Source organism: Kitasatospora sp. NPDC001664, from assembly GCF_053596675.1.
On record NZ_JBSFGS010000029.1, the window covers coordinates 1 to 20531 of the forward strand.

Genomic DNA, 20531 nt, shown 5'->3' on the forward strand with positions numbered 1-20531 from the left:
GACCCCAACCGCACCCCCACCACCCCCGACCACCACACCACCGACCCCACCCACAACCCCGACCACGACCGCACCGCCCCCGAAGAAGCCGCCGGCACGGATCCGAATTCGGGTGGCGATCATGGTTCTGACGGCACTGAAAACTGGGGCACGCACAATGGTGAGCCGGTCAACTACGCAACGCCGCCCGACGAAAAGGCTGTAGCGGCTTATGACCGAATCCGGGCAACCGAGGGTGATGTCGAAAGGATTGCCGAAGAGTATGGATTCGATCCTGCGGTGATCGAGCGGGCGAAGAACAATTTGTTCATGGAAAAGCATGACGCGCAGGTGGGGCCGGGGCCGGAGAACCTCAAGCAGGACATCTACTTCACTGCCTATGATGAGATCGCGGATCTTTGGACCAAGGCCATGAATGGTAGGTTGAAGCCCGACGAGATCGGGCCCTTCCGTGGGCTGATCGTTCATGAGTATGTGGAAAGTCGCCTCATGGAAGCTGGCATGCCGTACACGTCGGATCATCCGCTAGCATGGGTTGACCAGGGGCGCGACTGGGGGAATGGGCATATCGGGGCCCATGATGTAGCCCCGATTTCTTTCCGAGGGGCGCCAATTACGGTGAGGGGCACGCTTGTGCTCTGGCCGAAGATGGGGCTCACGCCCCCAGACACGCCCATTGCTGATGACCTGTCGAACCTGGATCTGCTCGTTGAGGCTGCCAAGAAGGGACTTGATCTGCCGTGAACGTCAAGGCTGCGGAAGTGATGTTGGAGCGCCTGTCAGCCGTTGACTGGGTAGCGTGGGAGCCCGCGTTCGAGCATGCGGAGTCGCGTGCGCGGCTGTTGCGTGAGTACCTCCGCCGCGCCGCGCTCTGGGCAGAAGCACTGGGCGGGGCTCCCTCCTGGCCGTTCTTCGACATCGCGGGGCTGGTTCACCCGGAAGGGGAGATCGAGCCCGAGCTCACCACGAAGCTCGAGGAGCTCATCGAGGAGAAGGTCCCGGGTGTCACGGCCCCCGATGCATGTCGGTCCGCTGTGCGCTGGGCGTCTCTCCCGGAGGCCGAGCAGTTGCGCTTCCCGCAGCTTCCTGACCCGTTCGAACCGCTGATCCGCATGTTCGAGCGTGGAGGGGGGGTCAGCCTGGAGAACGGCATGGTGGACTTCGTTACTACGCGTGTACGGATTCGTGATTGGCAGTCCAACATCGCGAGTGAGCCGGTCGTCTCGATGGATGATGCTGCCCTCGATGCTCTGGACTCCTGAGGGCGCTGGTGTCCGGTAGCGCCAGCGTTCTCGCTGGACGCGCATGGCGCCGGGTATGCCAGTGGTGGTGGGCGGCGGACTTGCTCAGGCTGCCGCCCACACCCGCGGTCTCGTTCATGTCGGCGTACGGAATCAGCGTCAGTCGGGTGGCCGCTCCTGATCTGAGGCACTTCCGGCGAGTCGACTTCTACCGGGAGCGGCTGGAGGAGTGGATCGCCGAGCGGGGTGGGCGGGTGCGGGTGATTCCGCCACGGGGAGAGAAGGGGTGCGCGCAGTGAGCCGGGCCGCTGCCGTGGCCGCGCGGTTGATGGCGGTCGACTGGCGGGACGAGCGCGACCGGGCGTTGGCGGAGGCGGACACCCGGGCGGTGCTGCTGCTGGAGTACTTCCGGCGGGCCGCGAACTGGGTGGAGTGGTGCGGTGGGACGGAGGACTGGCCGTTCGTCGATCTGGCGGAGCTGGTCGATCCCACGGTGGTGATCCCGGCGGAGGTCGCGGCGCCGTTCGAGGCCTACCTCCACGACAACGTCGGGCTGTTCAGCGCGAGCGAGATGTCCCGCGCGGCCGTGCGGTGGGCGGTGCTGACCGAGGTGTCGACCGTCCCGAGGCCGGCTCTGGAGGATCCGTACGAGCCGCTGATCCGGTGTTTCGAGCTGGGCGGTGGGCTCGCCACCGAGGGGCACTGGGTGGACCTGTGGATGATGATGATCCCCAAGCGGAAGCCGGCCGACTACGCGGGGCCCGACCGAGTGACCCTGCTGCTGGACCGTCTGGCGGCGGTCGGCTGGAACGACGACCGGGCCGCGACGCGGCACGAGGGGTCGAGGGCCGCGCTGTTCGCCGAGTACCTGCGCAGGATGGGGAGTTGGGCGCTGGAGCACGAGGCCGGGCGGCCGTGGCCGACGCTGGATCCGGTGGAGTTCCTCGATCCGTCGGTGCGGGTGGACGAGCGGCACGCGGGGCACCTGGAGCGGATCGTCGCGGAGCACTCGCTCGGGCCGCTGACGGCGCGGCTGTGCCGCAACGCCGTCCGCTGGGCGGAGTTGGGCAGGTGGCGGGCGGTGGGGGAGGAGGACCTGTTCGAGCCGTTGTTGCGCTGCTTCGAGCGGGGTGGGCAGCTCTTCACCGAGAACCGGGTGGCGTTGTTCGGCGCGGGCGGGGTGCCGTTCCGGACGGCGGCGGAGTGTGCGGGGTGGCGGCCGCTGGAGTCCCTGGAGGCAGGCCGCCTGGACGCGTTGGACCGGGGCTGAACCGTGGTGGTCAGTGCCGCCGGGCAACGGCGCGCTCCTCCGCCGGTTGCCCGGGCCCGGCGACGCCGACCCGGGCAACCACGCTCGTCACGACCCGGGCAACCACGCTCGTCACGACCCGGCGAGCGCGATCCGGAAAGCCGGAGCGCAGCCTCGCCTACGGCTTCGCATCGAGGCGCACGAGCGCGCCGATCTCGACGAGTTGGTCCGGCAGCGCCAGGTCGGACACGCCCATGACCGTGCTGGCGGGCCGGTGCTCCCCGAAGTACTCGGAGTGGAGGCGGGCCGTCGCGTCGAAGTTCTCGCGCAGGTTCCGCACCAGCACCGTGGTCTCGACTATCTGGCCGCGCTCGGCGCCGAACTGCCGCAGGACCAGGTCCAGGTTCTCCAGCGCGGTGCGGACCTGCAGTTCGAAGTCGTCGGCGCCCACGAAAGTGCCCTCGCCGTCATGGGACAGCTGCCCCGACACGTAGACCGTGTCGCCGACCCGAGTGGCCTGGCTGTATCCGTACAGCGACTCCCACGGCATGCCGAACCCGAACGCCTGCACCTGAGTACTCATGACCCGCTCCCTTGCCGCAGCTCGTGGGCCGTCCGTCGCGGACGGGCCCCTCATGTGAAGAAGCTACGGATTCGCGTGGACCGTGGTTGCCCGACAGTGCCACCGAAGTGTCCTCCGTGCGCACGGCCGGTCGGGTGGGACCGGATGGTCGGCGAGGTGGCCGATTCTCCGTCAGATCGGCGCCCCGCCGCGGCACGGTAGGGTCCTGCGGATGGCTACCCCGTTGCTGGTCCGTGCCCTGACCGCCCCCGCCGAGCCGCCGTTGCGGCCGCTGCCCGAGGAGGTGGCCGGGCTGCTGCTCGCCCTCGACGCCCCGCCGCGGCTGGCCGCGCACCTGCGGGCGGTGCACGACGTGGCGTACCGCCTGCTGGAGTGGACGGGGGAGCACCACCCGGAGCTGGGGGTGGACCGGGAGGCGGTGCTGTTCGGGGCGGCGACGCACGACATCGGGAAGGTGCGGCACCCGGAGGAGCTGTCCGGGCCGGGCTCGCGGCACGAGGAGGCGGGGCGGGAGCTGCTGCTGGAGCACGGCACCGCCCCGGAGTTGGCGCGCTTCGCCGCCACCCACGCGAGCTGGACGGCACCCGGCACCACGGTGGAGGAGCTGCTGGTGAGCACCGCCGACAAGGTGTGGAAGAACAAGCGGGTGCCGGAGCTGGAGGACCTGCTGCTGGACCGGCTCGCCGAGGCGGCGGGCCGGGAGCGGTGGGAGGAGTACCTGGCCCTGGACGAGCTGCTCACCGCGCTCGGGGACGGCGCGGAGGAGCGGCTCGCGTTCCAGGGGGCGTTCCCGGTCTGACGCCTGGTCGAGGGCTCAGTGCGGGATGGCCGCGATCAGGTCGGAGGCGCCCTGGCGCTTGAGGGCGAGGGCGGTGGCGGTGCCGAGGTCCTCGGGGGTGAGGGAGCCGGCCCACTCGTGGGCGTCGAGGATCTGCTTGCCGTCGGGGGAGAAGACGCGGCCGCGCAGGGAGAGGCGGCCGTCCGGTTCGGCCTTGGCGTAGCCGGCGATGGGGGAGTTGCAGTGGCCCTGGAGGACGTGCAGGAACATCCGTTCCGCCGTCGCCTCGCGCCAGGTGTCGTGGTGGGCCAGGCCGCGCACGGTCTCGATGGTGCGGTCGTCGTCCTCGCGGCACTGGAGGGCGAGCACCCCGGCCCCGATCGGCGGGCACATCGTCTCGACGGACAGCACCTCGGTGATCCGGGCGGTCTCGCCGATCCGCTCCAGGCCGGAGACGGCGAGCAGCAGGGCGTCGTACGCGCCGGCTTCCAGCTTGGCGAGCCGGCTGTTGGCGTTGCCGCGGATCGGGAGGCACTCCAGGTGCGGGTGGGTGGCGGCGAGTTGGGCCACCCGGCGCACGGAGGAGGTGCCGATCCGGGCGCCGGGCGGGAGCTGGTCGAGGGTGAGGCCGGCCGGCTGGACGACCGCGTCGCGGATGTCGTCGCGGCGCAGGTAGGCGGCGAAGACCGTCCCGGCCGGCAGCGGCCGGTCGGCCGGGACGTCCTTGAGGCAGTGGACGGCGAGGTCCGCCTCGCCGGCCAGCAGCGCGGCGTCGACCTCCTTGGTGAAGGCGCCCTTGCCGCCGAGCCGGGCGAGGTCACCCATCCAGCGGTCGCCCGAGGTGGTGACGGGCACCACCTCGGTGCGCAGGGCCGGGTGGAGGGCGGCCAGCTCGGCCTGGACCCGCTCGACCTGGGCGAGGGCCATCGGTGAGGAGCGGGAGACGATGCGGATCAACTCGGCTGCGGGCATGGAGGGATGATAGTCCGTCACGCTCGACCGGCCGTCCAGCCGCCGTCCAGCCGCCGTCCACCGGAGGCGGGCGGGCGCGGCGCCCCGTCAGAGCAGGACGGCCTGCCGGGCGGTGGCACCCGGGGCCTGCCGGACGAGGTCGAGGAAGGCCGAGACGGCGGGGGAGAGGCGGGCGCCCGCCGACCACAGGGCCTGGGCGTAGGTCTCGGCCCGGGGCAGCCAGGGCAGGACGGAGAGGCCCTGCCCGGCCAGGCCCGCGCCGCTGACCGCGCTCTCCGGGACCATGGCGACCCCGAGTCCGGCCTGGGCCATGCTGAGGGCGCCGCGGGTGGAGCCGGTCTCCATCACGGCCGGGTCGATGCCGTGCTCGCGGCGCAGGTGGTGGACGAGGGCCTCCTGGGAGGCGCAGTCCGGGTCGACCACCAGGACGCGTTCGATGGAGTCGGTGCTGGGCGGCGTGGTGGTGCCGTTCGGCTGCGGCTCGCCGACCGGGACCATCGGGACGCGGAACAGGGACTGGCGGCTGACCCCTGGCAGGCCGGTGGCCTCGTCGTCGGGGTCGGCGGTCAGGGTGAGGGCCACGTCCACCTCGCCCTCGGCGACGGCGCTCTCCACCTCGGTGGCGGTGAGCACCTTGGGCGAGATCCGGACCTCCGGGTAGCGGAAGCGGCACTGCCGGACCAGCTCGCCCATCTCGTACTCCATCAGGAGGGTGGTGGAGCCGACCACCACCCGGCCGGTGGCCTGGCCGCCGATCTTCATGGCGGAGTTGAGCTCGTCGAGCACGGAGAAGATCCGGGCGACGTAGTCGCGGGTGGTCTCGCCGGCCGGGGTGAGGCGGACCCCGTGGGGCAGGCGGTGGAAGAGCTGGGCTCCCAGCCGGCTCTCCAGGGACTGGATGTGGGTGGTGACGCTCGACTGCGAACAGCCGAGGTTCTTCGAGCTCCTGGTCAGACTGCCGGTCTTGGCGACGTCCCAGAAGGTTCTCAGCTGACGGACCGTGAAATCCACGTATGCCCCCCGACGGCACATGGCGACGTTGAGAATCTAATGGCTATGGTGCTCTCTAGGCATTAGATGGTGGCACGCGTGTTCGGGTTTCTCAAACCCCCGTCGGCCGGGGTGTGACGCAAGGGTCGGGATTCTCCGTCAGTTACGCGCGAGTAGGGGCAACCAGAGGGGCGGTAGGTCAGTCACAGGGTTCGTGACGCGCATGATGACGGGCCGCTGAGCTGCGCGAGCTCACAGCTGAGCGGCCGTCAGGTGCGCCGTGCGTAACGCGGTGGGCCCGACCCTCGTCATCTGATCGCAACAGGGGCTTCTTACGGTGGAGCGCCAGGATCCGCCGGAGGAAGGGACGCAGCGTGGACGAGGGACGCGGCGTGGACCAGCGACGCAGTGTGGACCAGGTACGGACCGCCTGCTCGTACTGCGGGGTCGGCTGCGGCATCGTGCTCGACCTGGCCGCCGGCCCCGACGGCCGGACCACGGCCGCCAAGGTCTCGGGCGACAGGGAGCACCCGGCCAACGCCGGACGCCTGTGCACCAAGGGCGCGACCCATGCCGAGCTGCTCGCCGCCCCCGGCCGGCTCTCCACCGCGCTGGTCCGGGCCGAGCGGGGCGCGCCGCCGGCTCCGCTGGACGTGGACGAGGCGATCGCCGAGACCGCCCGGCGGCTGCGCGCCGTGCTGGACGAGCACGGCCCCGACGCGCTCTCCCTCTACGTCTCCGGTCAGATGTCCATGGAGGCCCAGTACCTGGCGAACAAGCTGGCCAAGGGCTACTGGCGGACCAACAACATCGAGTCCAACTCGCGCCTCTGCATGGCCAGCGCGGGCAGCGGCTACAAGCTCTCGCTCGGCGCCGACGGTCCGCCCGGCTCGTACGAGGACCTGGACCGGGCCGACCTCTTCCTGGTGATCGGCTCCAACATGGCCGACTGCCACCCGATCCTCTTCCTGCGGATGATGGAGCGGGTCAAGGCCGGGGCGAAGCTGATCGTGGTGGACCCGCGCCGCACCCCGACCGCCGACAAGGCCGGCCTCTTCCTCCAGGTCCGCCCCGGCACCGACCTGGCCCTGCTGAACGGGCTGCTCCACCTGCTGGTCGAGAACGGCCGCACCGACCGGGCCTTCATCGACGCGCACACCGAGGGCTGGGAGGAGCTGCCCGCCTTCCTCGCCGACTACACCCCCGCCGCCGTCGCCGCGCTCACCGGCATCCCCGAGGCCGACCTGCGCACCGCCGCCGAGTGGATCGGCGCCGCGGGCGAGTGGACCAGCTGCTGGACCATGGGCCTCAACCAGTCCACCCACGGCACCTGGAACACCAACGCCCTGGTCAACCTGCACCTGGCCACCGGCGCGATCTGCCGTCCCGGCAGCGGCCCGTTCTCGCTCACCGGCCAGCCCAACGCGATGGGCGGCCGCGAGATGGGCTACATGGGCCCCGGCCTGCCCGGCCAGCGCTCCGTCCTGGTGCCCGAGGAGCGGGAGTTCACCGAGCGGGTCTGGGGGATCCCCGGGGGCAGCCTGCGCACCGAGGTGGGCAAGGGCACGGTCGAGATGTTCGAGCGGATGGCCGCGGGGGAGATCAAGGCCTGCTGGGTGATCTGCACCAACCCGGTGGCCTCGGTGGCCAACCGGGCCACCGTGATCCGGGGGCTGGAGGCGGCCGAACTGGTCGTCACCCAGGACGTCTTCGCCGAGACCGAGACCAACGCCTACGCCGACCTCACCCTCCCCGCCACCCTGTGGTCCGAGTCCGACGGCGTGCAGGTCAACTCCGAGCGCTGCCTGACCCTGATACCGGGCGTGCTGGACGCCCCCGGACAGGCGCTCCCCGACTGGAAGCTGATCGCCGAGGTGGCCCGCGCGATGGGCTACGCCGAGGGCTTCACCTACGCGAGCGCCGAGGAGGTCTACCAGGAGATCCAGCGGTTCTGGAACCCGGCCACCGGCTGGGACCTGCGCGGCGCCGACTACGAGCGGCTGCGCCGCACCCCCGTGCAGTGGCCGGCCGCGCCGGGCGGCCCGGAGCGCAACCCCGTCCGCTACCGCAACGACGGCGTCAGCCAGGCCCTGCTGGAGCGGCCGGACGGCAGCCGCCCCGCGCTGGTCTTCGCCACCCCGTCCGGCCGGGCGAGGTTCTTCGCCCGCCCGCACCTGCCGCCGGCCGAACTCCCGGACGCCGAGCACCCGTTCACCCTCACCACCGGCCGGGTCCAGCACCAGTGGCACACCCTCACCAAGACCGGCAAGGTGGCCAAGCTCAACAAGCTGGACCCGGGCTCCTTCGTCCAGGTCCACCCCGAGGACGCGGCCGAGCTGGGCATCGCGGAGGGGGACCAGGTGGAGGTGGCCTCGCGCCGCGGCCGCGCGGTGCTCCCGGCCCGGGTCACCGACCGGGTGCTGCCCGGCACCTGCTTCGCGCCGTTCCACTGGAACGACCTGTACGGCGAGTACCTGAGCGTCAACGCCGTCACCAACGACGCCGTCGACCCGGTCTCCTTCCAGCCCGAGTTCAAGGCCTGCGCGGTGCGGCTCACCAAGGTCGCGACGGCCCCGGCCGCCCTCCCGGCGCTCGACGCCCCCGCCGAACTCCCGCTCACGGTCCCGCTGTTGGCGGCTGCCCTGGGCCTCGGCGAGCTGACCCCGCCGGTGCTGGCGGCGGAGGAGCGCAGCTACCTCGCCGGGTACCTGGCCGGGATCACCGCCGCCCCGCCGGAGAGCGGGGTGCCGGTGCTGCCCGCGCAGGCGCCGCTCGCCCCCGCCACCGCCCGGTGGGTGGACGGCCTGCTGGCCGGGATGTACTCGCGCACCCCGCCGCCCGCGGACGGCGGGCCGCAGGTGCTGGTGCTCTGGGCGTCCCAGACCGGCACCGCGGAGGAGGCCGCCGCCGCCGTCGCGGCCCGGCTCACCGCGGCCGGCCGGTCGGCCAGGCTGCTCGCCATGGCCGACTGCACGCCCGCCGAACTCGCCGGGGGCGCCGACCTGTTGGTGGTCAGCAGCACCTTCGGCGACGGCGAGGCCCCGGACAACGGCGCGGCCTTCTGGCAGTGGCTCAGTGCCGAGGACGCACCCCGGCTGGAGGGCACCCGCTACGCGGTGCTGGCCTTCGGCGACCCGAGCTACGCCGACTTCTGCGGCCACGGCCGCCGCCTGGACGAGCGCCTGGCCGAGCTGGGCGCCGAGCGGGTGCTGCCGCGCACCGACTGCGAGCCCGGGCAGGAGCAGCGCGCCGCCGACTGGTCCGCCCGGGCGGCGGAGGCGCTGGCCGTCGCCCCGCCGGCCGCGCCGAAGGCCTCGAAGCGTCGCGAGCACCAGGCCAGGCTGACCGGCAACCGGCTGCTCAGCCTGCCCGGAGCCGCCAAGGAGATCCGCCGCTTCACCTTCGAGCTCGGCGAGGACGGCCCCGAGTACGAGGCGGGCGACGCGCTGGGCGTCCGCCCGGTCAACTGCCCCTCCCTGGTGGAGGAGTGGCTCACCCTGACCGGCCACCACCCGGACACCGCCGTCACGGTGGACGGCCTCGGCGAGCTCCCCTTCGCCGAGGCGCTCACCCGCCACCTGGACATCACCCGGCTCACCCCCGACCTGCTCCGCCTGGCCGCCGAGCGGACCAGGGACCGCGAACTGCGTGCCCTGCTCCGTCCGGACAACAAGGACGGCCTGGCGCAGTGGAGTTGGGGCCGCCAGGCGGTGGACCTGCTGGCCGAGCACCCGCTCAAGCTGAGCGCCCAGGAGTGGGCCGAGGCGTTGCGGAGGCTCCAGCCCCGCCTCTACTCCATCTCCTCCAGCCCGCTCACCGAGCCCCGCCGGCCCAGCATCACCGTCTCGGTGCTGCGCTACGAGGGCCCGCGCGGCCAGCAGCGCAAGGGCGTGGCCTCCACCTTCCTGGCGGACGCCGCACCTGACCTCCCGGTCCCGGTCTTCGTCCAGCGCTCCCCGCACTTCCGCCCGCCCGCCGACCCCTCCGCCAAGACCGTGATGATCGGCCCCGGTACCGGGGTGGCCCCCTTCCTCGGCTTCCTGGAGCACCGCCGTGCGCTGGGCCACCTGGGCTCCAACTGGCTGTTCTTCGGAGAGCAGCGCCGCGCCACCGACTTCTACTACCGCGACGAGCTGGACGAGCTCTACCGCTCCGGCACCCTCTCCCGCCTGGACCTCGCCTTCTCCCGCGACCAGCGCGCCAAGGTCTACGTCCAGGACCGGATGCGCGAGCACGGAGCCCAGCTCTGGCGCTGGCTCCAGGACGGCGCCCACCTCTACGTCTGCGGCGACGCCACCCGGATGGCCAAGGACGTGGACCGCGCCCTGCGCGAGATCGCCGTCACCCACGGCGGCCTCACCGAGGAGGAGGCCGAGGTCCACCTCAAGCAGCTGGCAGCCGACCGCCGCTACGCCCGGGACGTGTACTAGACGCGCACCGGAGGTCTACCGCTCCGTCCGGCGCCGCCGGACCACGACCGCCAGGTCCACCGCCGCCAGCAGGGTGAGCACCCCGCAGACGATCGCGAAGGTGCGCAGGCTGGTGTCGCTGGGCACGTCGGCGGGGCCGTTCACCGCCGCCCAGACCGCGAAGCCGGCCGTCATCAGGGCGAAGAGGGGGGTGAAGAGGACGGAGAGCAGGAAGCGGAGCCTGAGGTCGCTGCGGGCCGTCATCGGCTCGGTGCCGCTGCGCCAGTCGTGGGGAGTCCTGGTCGGTCGCATCGCCGCACCACCTCCTGGGCCTACGATCGGCATGTACCCACGAGGGGAGAGGGGTAACGGCGATGGACGAGGACGAGTACCTGGGGCTGACCGCGGAGCGGGCGCGGCTCCTGGCCGCCGAGCGCGGCTGGTCGGCGGTGCGGGTGCTGGAGCCGGGGGCGCTGATCACGCTGGAGTACCGGGAGGACCGGCTCAACCTCCAGGTGCGTGACGGCCTGGTGGAGCGCTGCTGGCAGGGCTGAGCCTGCCCGGGGCGGCGCGGACGGGGGCGGCCCGCCAGAGGCCGGTGATCCTGCGGTCGACGGCTGTGACCAGCGGCTCGCCGGCCGGCAGGGCGAGCAGCACCAGGGCGCCCGCGGCCCATCCGGCGAGCACGTCCGAGAACCAGTGGGTGCCCAGGTAGACGGTGGTGAGGCCGACCGAGGCGGCGACCAGTGCGACCAGCGCCGTGCCGGTCCGCCGCCAGCGCACCGCCAGGTAGGCGAGCACGCCCCAGGTGACCACCGAGTTGGCGGTGTGCCCGGAGGGGAAGATGGTGCCGCCGAGGAAGAGCTCGGGGTCGTCGAGGTAGTGCGCGTAGTGCGGGCCGAGGCGGCCGGTGAGGATCTTCACGCTGCCCACCGTGACGTTGAGCAGCAGCAGGGCCCCGACCATCACCAGCAGGGGCCGCACCGTGCGCTGCCTGACGCTCCGCCAGCCCAGCCAGAGGCAGGCGGCGATGGCGGAGGGCCCGCGCTGGCCGATCACCACCCAGAGGTCGAGGAAGTCCAGCACCTGCGGCCAGCGCTTGTACGGGCGCAGCTGCTTGAGCCACCAGTCCAGCTGTACCAGTGAGGTGTCGAGCACCACCGCCAGCACGATCAGCAGGTAGGCCAGCCCGACCAGCACGGTGAGCGCCCGGTGGCCCCGGCTCATCGGGAACGGCGGGCTGACGGATCGTCGGGAAGCGGTCGGCACAAGCCAGACACTACCCGGACAGAAACGGACATTACGTCAGCCCGGAGCCGGGACGGCCGCTTCCGCAGGGTGGGGGTCCCGCGGAAACGGCCGTCGTACCTGGCCCGAACACGGGCCGTCCCGCAGGTGTCGGCCGACTTGTTCGGACACCGGTTGCAGAGGAACTTAGCAGCCCCCCAGGGCCCGTGGTCACTCGATTCGGTCTCGATTTCCCGGCGCGGCCGGTCCGCCGGAAGCCCCCGGGCCCCGCACGGTGTGCGGGGCCCGGGGGCTTCGTCCGGCGCTGCGGCGCGCGCTGCAGTATGTAAGGAGTGGTCAGGGGGTGAGCCGCTCTACCGCGGCCGCCCCCTCCAGCTCCAGCTGGCGCCGGGCGCGCTCGATCAGCGCGGGGGTGGGGGTCCGGCCCGAGGCCATCACCAGGTCCTCGGGGTCGACCGGGTGCTCGGCGCCGGTGTGCAGCAGCCGGTCGGGCGTGGGCATGGAGTCGGCGTCGTCCGCGGGGTTCATCATCGTGCTGCCTCCAGGGTCCTCGGGGGGTGCGCACCGGCACCCGTGCCCCGAGTCTGCCCCCGCCGCCCCGGCCCCGCGAGCGGACGCTCCGTCAGTCCAGCGGGCCGCCCGCCACGTAGATGACCTGGCCCGAGACGAAGCCGGCCGCCTCGGCCGCGAGGAAGGAGATGGTGTTGGCCACGTCCTCCGGCAGGCCGACCCGGGCGACCGGGATCTGGGTGGCGGCGGCCGCCTTGAAGGCCTCGAACTCCATGCCGACCCGGGCCGCGGTGGCGGCGGTCATCTCGGTGGCGATGAAGCCGGGGGCGACCGCGTTGGCGGTGATGCCGAACTTGCCGAGCTCGATCGCCAGGGTCTTGGTGAAGCCCTGCATGCCGGCCTTGGCGGCGGAGTAGTTGGCCTGGCCGCGGTTGCCCTGGGCGGAGGAGGAGGAGAGGTTGACGATCCGGCCGAAGCCGGCGTCCACCATGTGCTTCTGGCAGGCCCGGGACATCAGGAAGGCGCCCTTGAGGTGCACGTCCATCACGGTGTCCCAGTCCGACTCGGACATCTTGAAGAGCAGGTTGTCGCGCAGCACGCCGGCGTTGTTGACCAGCACCACCGGGGCGCCGAGCTCGGTGGCGATCCGCTCCACGGCGGCGGCCACCTGGGCCGCGTCCGAGACGTCCGCGCCGACCGCCAGGGCCCGGCCGCCGGCCGCGGTGATCCGCTCGGCGGTCTCCTTCCCGGCCTCCTCGGTCAGGTCCACCACCGCGACCGCGTAGCCGTCGGCGGCCAGCCGCTCGGCCGTGGCCGCGCCGATCCCGCGCGCGGCTCCGGTGACCACCGCGACGCGGGGGGTGCTCTGCTCGGTCATGTTCGTACTCGTCTCTCTCTCGGGGGTGACGGGAGAACGCCATCGGTGCCGCCGAACGTTCGGACGGGCGCCGCAGGCGCTAGATTACCGACCGGTAGGAATGCTGACCAGGGGGCAGAGCCGCAGGTGACGCAGGGTGAGGATGGCTCATGTTCGGAGCCGCGGAGGCCGGGTCGACGTGGACGCGACACCTGGCGGAAATATGCCAACTCCGCCGAACAAACATCTACTCTTGGCCCCCGCCTGCCAGTTCTGGCCGACCGTTTGTATAGTGTGCGCCAGCAGCCACCGGCTGCACGGCTGGCGCGCTCACCCTCACAGCGGGTCGCTCACTCGCCGTTACTGCCCGCCCGGGTGTCCCACACACACCGGGTGTGACATCGGGACGGATTTCATGGTGCTGGGGGAGATCCCGACAACCCGCGTGCCCGGCCGACTTCAGCAGTCGCCCGGTCACCTCATCCGCGTGGCCCAGCAGGTGCACACCCGCCTCTGGTCCGAGCATGTCGGCAACGAGTTGACGGCGCCTCAGTTCGCCGTGCTGCTCGTGCTGGCGCTCGAACCGGGAGCGGACCAGCGCACCGTCGGCGAGCGGGCCTCGCTCGACAAGGCCACGATGGCCGAGATGGTCGCCCGGCTGGTCCGGCGCGGCCTGGTCCTGCGCCGCCGCGATCCTGCGGACGGCCGGCGCAAGCTGCTGGCGCTCTCGCAGAACGGCGCCCAGGTGGTCCGCGAGGCCACCGGCGGCGTGGTCCGGGTCCAGCGGACCCTGTTCGAGCCGCTCACCCCTGAGGAGCAGCTCGAACTGGTCCGGGTGATGGCCCGCATCGCCCGTCTGGAGCCCGCCGCGGTGGCGGCGATGACCGACGCCAGGCCCCTGCTGGACGCGCAGCGCGCCGTCGGCTACCTCATCCGGGTGGCGCAGCAGGTGCACACCAAGCTCTGGTCCGACCAGGTCGGTTCCGACCTGACGGCGCCCCAGTACGCGGTGCTGGACGCGCTGGAGACCGAGCCGGGCGCCGACCAGCGCACCGTCGGCGAGCTGGCCTCGTTGGACAAGGCGACCATGGCCGAGATGGTCAGCCGACTGGTCCGGCGCGGTCTGGTGCTCCGCCGCCGCGACCCGCTGGACGGGCGCCGCAACCTGCTCTCGCTCTCCCCGGCCGGCCAGGAGCTGCTCCACCGCTCCTCGGCGGGGGTGCGCGCGGTGCAGGAGCTGCTGCTCGCCCCGCTGGAACCGCACGAGCACGCGCCCGCCATGGTGCTGCTGGCCAAGGCGGCCCGGCTGTAACGATTCATCAGGCTCCAAGGACCTGGCAGGAACGATTTTGCCCAGATTTTTCCGGAGCGCCTGACCGGCCGGCCACCACCCTTTCCGCAGAGGGTGGTGGCCGGCCGGTTTCGGTCCGTCGCCGGGCCGGTGCCGCGGTGGGCCGTCAGTTCCAGTCGAACTGCTGCGGGTCCGGGCCGAGGCGGGTGCCGGTCTCGACGGAGGCGACCGCGGCCAGGTCCTCGGCGTCCAGCTCGAAGCCGGCCACGTCGAGGTTCTCCCGGATGCGCGAGGGGGTGACCGACTTCGGGATCGCGATGATCCCGCTCTGCAGGTGCCAGCGGAGCACCACCTGGGCGACGGTGCGGCCGTGCTTCTCGGCCACCTTCACCAGGGCCGGCTCGGAGAGCAGGTCCTTGCCCTGGCCCAGCGGGCTCCAGGCCTCCGTCGCGATGCCGTGCTCGGCGTGGTAGGCGCGCAGCTCGTGCTGCGGGAAGTGCGGGTGCAGCTCCACCTGGTTGAGCACCGGCACCAGCTCGCTGCGCTCGCGCAGCTTGTCCAGCTGCTCGGGGCCGAAGTTGGAGACGCCGACCGAGAGGGCGCGGCCGTCGGCGGCCAGCTTCTCGAAGACCGTCCAGATGTTGAGGAAGCTGTCCCCGTGCATCGGGCGCGGCCAGTGGATCAGGTAGAGGTCCACGTGGTCGAGGCCGAGCTTGGTGAGGGACTCCTCGAAGGCGCGCTCCACCCGGGCCCGGCCCTGCTCGCCGGACCAGTCGAGCTTGCCCGAGTTCCACAGCTTGGTGGTGACGTACAGCTCCTCGCGCGCCACGCCCGAGGCGGCGAGGGCCTTGCCGGTGCCCGCCTCGTTCTCGTAGATCGCCGCGGTGTCGACGGAGCGATAGCCCGCCTCGATCGCGGTGGCGACGGCGGCGGTGGCCTGGTCGTCCTCGACCTGCCAGACGCCGAAGCCGAGCTGCGGGATCGAGCGGCCGTTGTTGAGGGTGATGCTCGGGATGGTGCTCACGGGAAGGGGTGCCCTCCAGGTCGTACGGTCTTTGCCGTCAAGCACCCAACTGGTGGTCCAGGCCACTTGTTCCCGTCTCGGCCGAATTCGTCCGAAAATTCCCGCACACGGAGCACACCGGCCACCCCCGCCCCGGCCGGCGACCGTCGTGGGGCGTCCTGACGTGGCCGGACCGGACGGGCCGGGCGGAAAAGCGGTTGCGGCGCGCGCCCGGCCCCCGGCACGCTCGATGGCCATGACCTCGTGACGGAGCATCACCTCCCCCTGCCGCAGGCCGCCTCCCTCCCGCCGGAGCCCGCCTCCCCCTCCGCCGCCCCCGGTGATCCGGGCCCGGCCGTCCTCCCCCGCCCGCACCACCGCATCGGAGCGTCATGCCGCTCACCACCCTTCCGATGGCCGATCCCGGCCGTCCCGACCTGAACTCCCCGCTGGCGTTCCTGCGCTGGCTCCAACGCAGCCAGCGCCGGGGCAGCTGGCTCGCCACCCTCTGGGGCACCGTCGAGATGGCCGCGATGGCGGCCCTCCCGGCCGCGCTCGGCCTCGGCATCCAGGCCGTGGTCGACGGCGACAGCGGCGCACTCTGGCGGGCGGGGGCGCTCGCCGTGCTGCTCACCACCCTCCAGGCCGTCGGCAGCGTCCTGCTGCACCGTCAGGCGGTGTGGAACTGGATCACCGCCGCCGCCCAGGTCCGCCAACTGGTGGCCCGTCAGGCCAGCGCGCTCGGCGCCGGGCTCTCCCGGCGGATCGCCACCGGCGAGATCGTCGCCGTCAGCAGCGGCGACGTGGAGAAGATCGGCTGGTACGTGGAGCTGGTCGCCAGGGTCCGGGCCGCCGTCCTGGTCTGGCTGGCCGTCAGCCTGGTGGTGCTGGTGCAGCAGCCGCTGCTCGGCACCGCCGTGCTGCTCGGCGTCCCGGTGCTCGCGCTCTCCGTGCTGCCGCTGCTCGGCCCCTTCGAGCGCCGCTACGACGAGCAGCGCCGGCTCGGCGGCAGGGCCACCGAGCTGGCCGCCGACACCGTCGCCGGCCTGCGGGTGCTGCGCGGCATCGGCGGCGAGGAGCTCTTCCTCTCCCGGTACCGCGAGGCCTCCCAGAAGGTGCGCGGCGCCGCCGTGCGGGCGGCGAAGGTCTGGTCCCTGATGCAGGCCCAGCAGGTCCTGCTGCCCGGCCTGTTCGTGGTCGGGGTCACCTGGTACGGGGTCGAGCTGGCCGCCGAGGGCCGGATCACCGTCGGCGAGCTGGTCGCCGTCTACGGCGCCACCGCCTTCCTGGCCGCCCCGCTGCGCATCCTCGGCGAGGCCGCCCACGCCTGGAGCGTGGCCCGGGTCTCCGCCGCCCGGGCCACCCGGGTGCTCGCGCTGCACCGGACCGACGGCAGCCGCCCGCTCACCGCCGAGCTGCCCGCCGCCCCCGGCCTGGCCGACCTGCACGACCCGGTCACCGGCCTCACCGTCCGGGCCGGCCGGCTCACCGCGGTGGTCTGCGGCGACCAGGAGACCGCCGGATCGCTGGCCGCCCGGCTCGGCGGCCACGTGCCGCTGGCCGAGGACGAGAGCGCGGCGCCCTCCGTCCGGCTGGGCGGCGTCGAGCTGGACGCCGTACCGCTGGACGAGGCCCGGGCCGCGGTGCTGGTCCACGACAAGGAGCCGGTGCTGCTCTCCGGCACCCTGGCCGAGCTGCTCGCCGTGCCCGCCTCCGGGCGGGTCGGCGCCGAGGAGGCGGTGCGCGCCGCCCAGGCCGAGGACGTCCTGGACGCCCTGGTCGACGGCTCGCCCGAGGCCGGCGGGGACGCCCTCAAGGCCGTGATCACCGAACGCGGGCGCTCGCTCTCGGGCGGCCAGCGCCAGCGCCTGGCACTGGCCCGGGCCCTGGTGGTCGACCCGCCGGTGCTCGTCCTGGACGAGCCCACCAGCGCCGTCGACGCCCACACCGAGACCAGGATCGCGGCCGGCCTGCGCGCCGTCCGCGAGGGCCGGACCACCGTGGTGCTGGCCACCAGCCCGCTGCTGCTCGACCAGGCCGACACCGTCGTGCTGGTCGAGGACGGCAAGGTGGCCGCCACCGGGCGCCACCGCGAACTGCTGCGCACCACCCCGGCCTACCGCGCCGTGGTCACCCGCGAGGACGACGAGGCCGCCGCCTCCGTTCCCGCCGTCGTCGAGGAGACCGTGTGAAGCCGCCCCTGGTCCAGGAGCAGGGCCCCGCCACCGTCCTGCCCGTCGCCACCCCCGCCACCGTCCGCGGCTACGTCCGCCACCTGGCGCGCCGTCACCGGGGCGGCTTCGGCGCGGTGGTGGGCCTGCACACCGTGGCCACCCTGGCCGGTCTGGTCGGGCCCTGGGTGCTCGGCTCGCTGGTCGAGGACCTGAGCGCCGGCACCGCGGAGGGCAAGGTGCTCGCCGCCGTCGGCTGGTACCTGGCCGCGCTGGTGGTGCAGGCCGCCTTCATCGGCTGGTCCCGGCTGCGCGGTGGGGTGCTCGGCGAGGAGGTGCTGGCCGACCTGCGCGAGGACTTCCTGGTGCGCTCGGTCGCCCTGCCGCCCGGTGTGCTGGAGCGGGCCGGGACGGGCGACCTGGTCTCCCGCGGCACCACCGACGTGGACCGGCTCGCCAAGTCCGTCCGCGAGGCGGTGCCCGAACTGGCCGTCGCCGTGGTCTCGGTGGTGCTGGTGCTCGGCGCCCTGGTGCTCACCTCCCCGCTGCTGGCGGTCTCGGTGGCGCTCGCGCTGCCGCTGCTGCTCTCCACCTCCCGCTGGTACTTCCGGCGCGCCCCGCAGTCCTACCGCTCCGAGTCCGCCGGCTACGCGGCCGTCAACACCGTGCTCGCCGAGACGGTGGACGCCGGCCGCACCGTCGAGTCGCTGCGGCTCGGCGGCCGGCGGGTGGAGCTGACGGACCGCAAGATCCACGAGTGGCAGGCCTGGGAGCGGTACACCCTCTGGCTGCGCTCGGTCTGGTTCCCGACCGTCTCGGCCTCCTACGCGATCGTCATCATCGGCACCCTGGTGCTCGGCGGCTGGTTCGCGCTGCGCGGGTGGCTGACGGTGGGCCAGCTGACCGCCGGGGTGCTCTACGCCCAGGCGCTCACCCACCCGGTGGACCTCATCCTGCGCTGGTACGACGAGCTCCAGGTCGGCCAGGCCTCGCTGGCCCGGCTGGTCGGCGTCCGCGAGGTGGCCGACCCGGAGACCGACGCCTCCGTCCGTCCGGCGGGCCGCCGGGTGGCCGCCGACGACGTGCGGTTCGGCTACCGCGAGGGCGCCGACGTGCTGCACGGCATCAGCCTGGACGTCGCCCCCGGCAGCCGGGTCGCCCTGGTCGGCCCGTCCGGGGCCGGCAAGTCCACCCTCGGCCGGCTGCTCGCCGGGATCTACGCCCCGGGCCGCGGCAGCGTCACCCTCGGCGGCGCCGCGCTCTCCCGGATGCCGGCCGAGCGGGTCCGCGCCGAGGTGGCCCTGGTCAACCAGGAGCACCACGTCTTCGTCGGCACCCTGCGGGACAACCTGCGCCTCGCCCGGCCGGAGGCCTCCGACGCCGAGCTGCGCGGCGCGCTGGCCGCGGTCGACGCCGACGAGTGGGCCGACGCCCTCCCCGAGGGCCTGGACACCGAGGTCGGCTCCGGCGGACTCGCCCTGACGCCCCCTCAGGCCCAGCAGCTGGCCCTCGCCCGCCTGGTCCTCGCCGACCCCCACACCCTGGTCCTCGACGAGGCCACCTCCCTCCTCGACCCGCGCGCCGCCCGGCACCTGGAGCGCTCGCTCTCCCGCGTGCTGGCCGGCCGCACCGTCATCGCCATCGCCCACCGCCTCCACACCGCCCACGACGCCGACGTCATCGCCGTCGTCGAACGCGGCCGGATCAGCGAGTACGGCCCCCACGAAGCGCTGGTCAGCGCCGACGGCCCGTACGCGGCCCTCTGGCGCTCCTGGCGCGACGAGGGCTGACGCCCCGACGGCGGACGGCCGCCCGGCGAGGGCCGCCAGCCCTCGTCCGGGCAGCCCGAAGAGGTAGGCGGCCCGGACCGAGGGCTCGCGGGTGGCGAGCACCCGGTCGGTCAGCAGCTCGGCCAGGGAGTGCCGTTGCGCCTCGGTCAGCAGGGCGGCGAGCACCAGCAGGTCACCGGTCCGCCTGACCCGCGCGGCGTGCTCGACGGCGTGCCGGACCGTCGAGGTGAGGTGGAAGGCCGTCTCCAGGCGCAGCAGGGTCGGGACGAGCTGCTCGGGCGGCTGGTGCTCGGCGGCGGCGGTCGCCACCGCGTCAGCCGGGGCGTGCGGGAGCCTGCGCCGGTGGAGGTGGAGCACCAGGTTCCCGACGGCCTGGTGGTCGTTCTCCCGGACGAAGACCGCGGCGGCGGCCGAGACCTGGTCGGTCAGGCCGAGGCCGGCGAACGCACCGACCAGGTCGGCCGCCTCGACGACGTCGCGGCCCCGCACCGCCTCGGGGAAGGCGGCCAGGGCGGGTGACGAGGGCGCCGCCCCGTGCAGGGCCGTCAGGAGCGAGACGGCCTCGCCCGCCGGACGGTGCCGGGCCGTGGCGCGGACCAGCTCGACGATCACGTCCCGGTACCGGGCGTCCGGGTGGACGGCGAGGTGGAACAGCTGCTCGGCCGAGGCGCAGCGCAGGTCGTTCATCAGCTCGTCGGCCCGGGCGACCGGGGACACCAGGTCGAGGGCGAGCCGCTGCTCCCAGAGCAGCTGGCGGACCCGTTCCTCCGCCGCCAGGGTCCGGGCCCGCTCCCTGAGCAGCTCCTCGCGGAGGTGCAGGACCTCCCGGTGGAGCGTGTCGCGCTCGTGGCGCAGCCGCAGGTGTTCGGAGTCGTCGGTGGTGAGTGACTGCCGCAGGGCACGGAGCCGGTCGTCGGAGAGCGCCAGCGCCCTCTCCCGCTCGGCCAGCCTGCCGGCCAGGACCTCCTGCTCCTGGTGGCTGCTGGACAACTCCGCCCGCGTGCGTTCGAGTTCGAGCCGCAGGTGCTGCGAGTCGCTCCGGCCGGCCGAGGCCCGCTCCAGCAGGGCGAGCAGTTCGGTGCGCACCTCCGGGCCGACCGGCCGTCCGGCCGCGTCCAGCTCCTCGCAGAGGCCGGTGACGAAGGCCGGTTGCGGCAGGCGTTGGCCGGCCACGTAGCGGTACACCGCCGAGTGGTCCAGGTTGTGCCGCTCACCGTACTCGCGGTAGGTGCTGCCCAACTGCTCGTACAGGGGGCGCAGCCGGGCCGCGAAGGCCGACCGGTCGGAATGGTCTTGCTGGGACACCGCACCGTCCTCGCTCTCGCCGTGGATGGCTCGATCCTCCCGGCTCCGTCGCGCCGTGGCCGGTGTTGCGGACGGATCGTCAACACATGGGTGGGGAAACGGCGATGACGGTTGCCGGGACGACCGGCAACGTGT

The 20531-nt window shown here is 73.2% G+C and carries 18 protein-coding genes and 1 pseudogene; 11 read left to right on the forward strand and 8 right to left on the reverse strand.

The features are described 5' to 3' along the window. The 3 genes and pseudogenes from ACWCYY_RS31935 to ACWCYY_RS31945 form a co-directional block, all read left to right on the forward strand. Positions 1-744, forward strand: a pseudogene (locus tag ACWCYY_RS31935) (hypothetical protein); the annotation flags it as partial. Then, entirely contained in the window at positions 741-1262 is a 522-nt protein-coding gene (locus ACWCYY_RS31940; protein ID WP_345280782.1) for a hypothetical protein, read from the forward strand. The pseudogene ACWCYY_RS31935 and the gene ACWCYY_RS31940, both read left to right, overlap by 4 nt. Before the next feature lie 265 nt (positions 1263-1527). Beyond that, positions 1528-2511, forward strand: coding sequence for a hypothetical protein (locus ACWCYY_RS31945; protein ID WP_449798021.1), 984 nt, complete (start codon positions 1528-1530; stop codon positions 2509-2511). 157 nt (positions 2512-2668) lie between these two features. On the opposite strand, the gene ACWCYY_RS31950 is transcribed toward ACWCYY_RS31945, so the two are convergent. After that, the gene (locus tag ACWCYY_RS31950) at positions 2669-3073 is read right to left on the reverse strand and encodes a Rid family hydrolase (RefSeq protein ID WP_345280778.1); all 405 of its coding nucleotides are present in this window, start codon (positions 3071-3073) and stop codon (positions 2669-2671) included. Between the two features lie 211 nt (positions 3074-3284). Between ACWCYY_RS31950 and ACWCYY_RS31955 the strand changes: the two genes are divergently transcribed. Next, positions 3285-3872 carry an HD domain-containing protein gene (locus tag ACWCYY_RS31955; protein ID WP_345280776.1) on the forward strand — a complete coding sequence of 196 codons (588 nt, stop codon included), beginning with the start codon at positions 3285-3287 and terminating at the stop codon, positions 3870-3872. 15 nt (positions 3873-3887) lie between these two features. Here ACWCYY_RS31955 and hemC read toward each other — a convergent pair whose 3' ends face one another. Next, entirely contained in the window at positions 3888-4823 is a 936-nt protein-coding gene (hemC, locus tag ACWCYY_RS31960) for a hydroxymethylbilane synthase (RefSeq protein WP_449798022.1), read from the reverse strand. A gap of 87 nt (positions 4824-4910) precedes the next feature. Then, positions 4911-5834, reverse strand: a complete 924-nt coding sequence (locus ACWCYY_RS31965; RefSeq protein ID WP_345280772.1) for a LysR family transcriptional regulator — start codon at positions 5832-5834, stop codon at positions 4911-4913. 353 nt (positions 5835-6187) lie between these two features. Here ACWCYY_RS31965 and ACWCYY_RS31970 point away from each other — a divergent pair, with 353 nt between their 5' ends. Then, entirely contained in the window at positions 6188-10243 is a 4056-nt protein-coding gene (locus ACWCYY_RS31970; RefSeq protein ID WP_449798023.1) for a molybdopterin-dependent oxidoreductase, read from the forward strand. A gap of 15 nt (positions 10244-10258) precedes the next feature. On the opposite strand, the gene ACWCYY_RS31975 is transcribed toward ACWCYY_RS31970, so the two are convergent. Further along, on the reverse strand, positions 10259-10534 hold the full coding sequence (locus ACWCYY_RS31975; protein WP_449798024.1) for a DUF6343 family protein: 276 nt from the start codon (positions 10532-10534) through the stop codon (positions 10259-10261). A 62-nt stretch (positions 10535-10596) separates the two neighbouring features. Here ACWCYY_RS31975 and ACWCYY_RS31980 point away from each other — a divergent pair, with 62 nt between their 5' ends. Continuing rightward, entirely contained in the window at positions 10597-10776 is a 180-nt protein-coding gene (locus tag ACWCYY_RS31980; RefSeq protein WP_345280766.1) for an I78 family peptidase inhibitor, read from the forward strand. Here ACWCYY_RS31980 and ACWCYY_RS31985 read toward each other — a convergent pair. The 3 genes from ACWCYY_RS31985 to fabG form a co-directional block, all read right to left on the reverse strand. Beyond that, positions 10727-11491 carry a phosphatase PAP2 family protein gene (locus ACWCYY_RS31985; RefSeq protein ID WP_449798025.1) on the reverse strand — a complete coding sequence of 255 codons (765 nt, stop codon included), beginning with the start codon at positions 11489-11491 and terminating at the stop codon, positions 10727-10729. The two genes, ACWCYY_RS31980 and ACWCYY_RS31985, sit on opposite strands and share 50 nt — an antisense overlap. Positions 11492-11806: 315 nt before the next feature. Continuing rightward, on the reverse strand, positions 11807-12001 hold the full coding sequence (locus ACWCYY_RS31990) for a hypothetical protein (RefSeq protein WP_380149869.1): 195 nt from the start codon (positions 11999-12001) through the stop codon (positions 11807-11809). Positions 12002-12092: 91 nt separating this feature from the next. Then, complete coding sequence (fabG, locus tag ACWCYY_RS31995; RefSeq protein ID WP_345280762.1) at positions 12093-12857, reverse strand: 3-oxoacyl-ACP reductase FabG; 765 nt, start codon at positions 12855-12857, stop codon at positions 12093-12095. A gap of 466 nt (positions 12858-13323) precedes the next feature. Between fabG and ACWCYY_RS32000 the strand changes: the two genes are divergently transcribed. After that, positions 13324-14148, forward strand: coding sequence for a MarR family winged helix-turn-helix transcriptional regulator (locus tag ACWCYY_RS32000; RefSeq protein WP_345280760.1), 825 nt, complete (start codon positions 13324-13326; stop codon positions 14146-14148). 145 nt (positions 14149-14293) lie between these two features. Here the strand turns inward: ACWCYY_RS32000 and ACWCYY_RS32005 are convergent, their stop codons facing one another. Then, on the reverse strand, positions 14294-15151 hold the full coding sequence (locus ACWCYY_RS32005) for an aldo/keto reductase (RefSeq protein ID WP_345280758.1): 858 nt from the start codon (positions 15149-15151) through the stop codon (positions 14294-14296). A 371-nt stretch (positions 15152-15522) separates the two neighbouring features. Between ACWCYY_RS32005 and ACWCYY_RS32010 the strand changes: the two genes are divergently transcribed. The 4 genes from ACWCYY_RS32010 to ACWCYY_RS32025 all read left to right on the forward strand — a co-directional run bounded on the left by ACWCYY_RS32010 (position 15523) and on the right by ACWCYY_RS32025 (position 19979). Continuing rightward, positions 15523-17322 carry an ABC transporter ATP-binding protein gene (locus ACWCYY_RS32010; RefSeq protein ID WP_345280756.1) on the forward strand — a complete coding sequence of 600 codons (1800 nt, stop codon included), beginning with the start codon at positions 15523-15525 and terminating at the stop codon, positions 17320-17322. Further along, positions 17319-19091: an ABC transporter ATP-binding protein gene (locus ACWCYY_RS32015; protein ID WP_345280754.1), complete on the forward strand. Its 1773-nt coding sequence runs from the start codon at positions 17319-17321 to the stop codon at positions 19089-19091. Before ACWCYY_RS32010 ends, ACWCYY_RS32015 begins: the two co-directional genes overlap by 4 nt. A gap of 135 nt (positions 19092-19226) precedes the next feature. Beyond that, the gene (locus ACWCYY_RS32020) at positions 19227-19610 is read left to right on the forward strand and encodes a hypothetical protein (protein WP_345280752.1); all 384 of its coding nucleotides are present in this window, start codon (positions 19227-19229) and stop codon (positions 19608-19610) included. 15 nt (positions 19611-19625) lie between these two features. After that, the gene (locus ACWCYY_RS32025) at positions 19626-19979 is read left to right on the forward strand and encodes a hypothetical protein (protein WP_345280750.1); all 354 of its coding nucleotides are present in this window, start codon (positions 19626-19628) and stop codon (positions 19977-19979) included. The last annotated feature ends 552 nt before the right edge of the window (positions 19980-20531 follow it).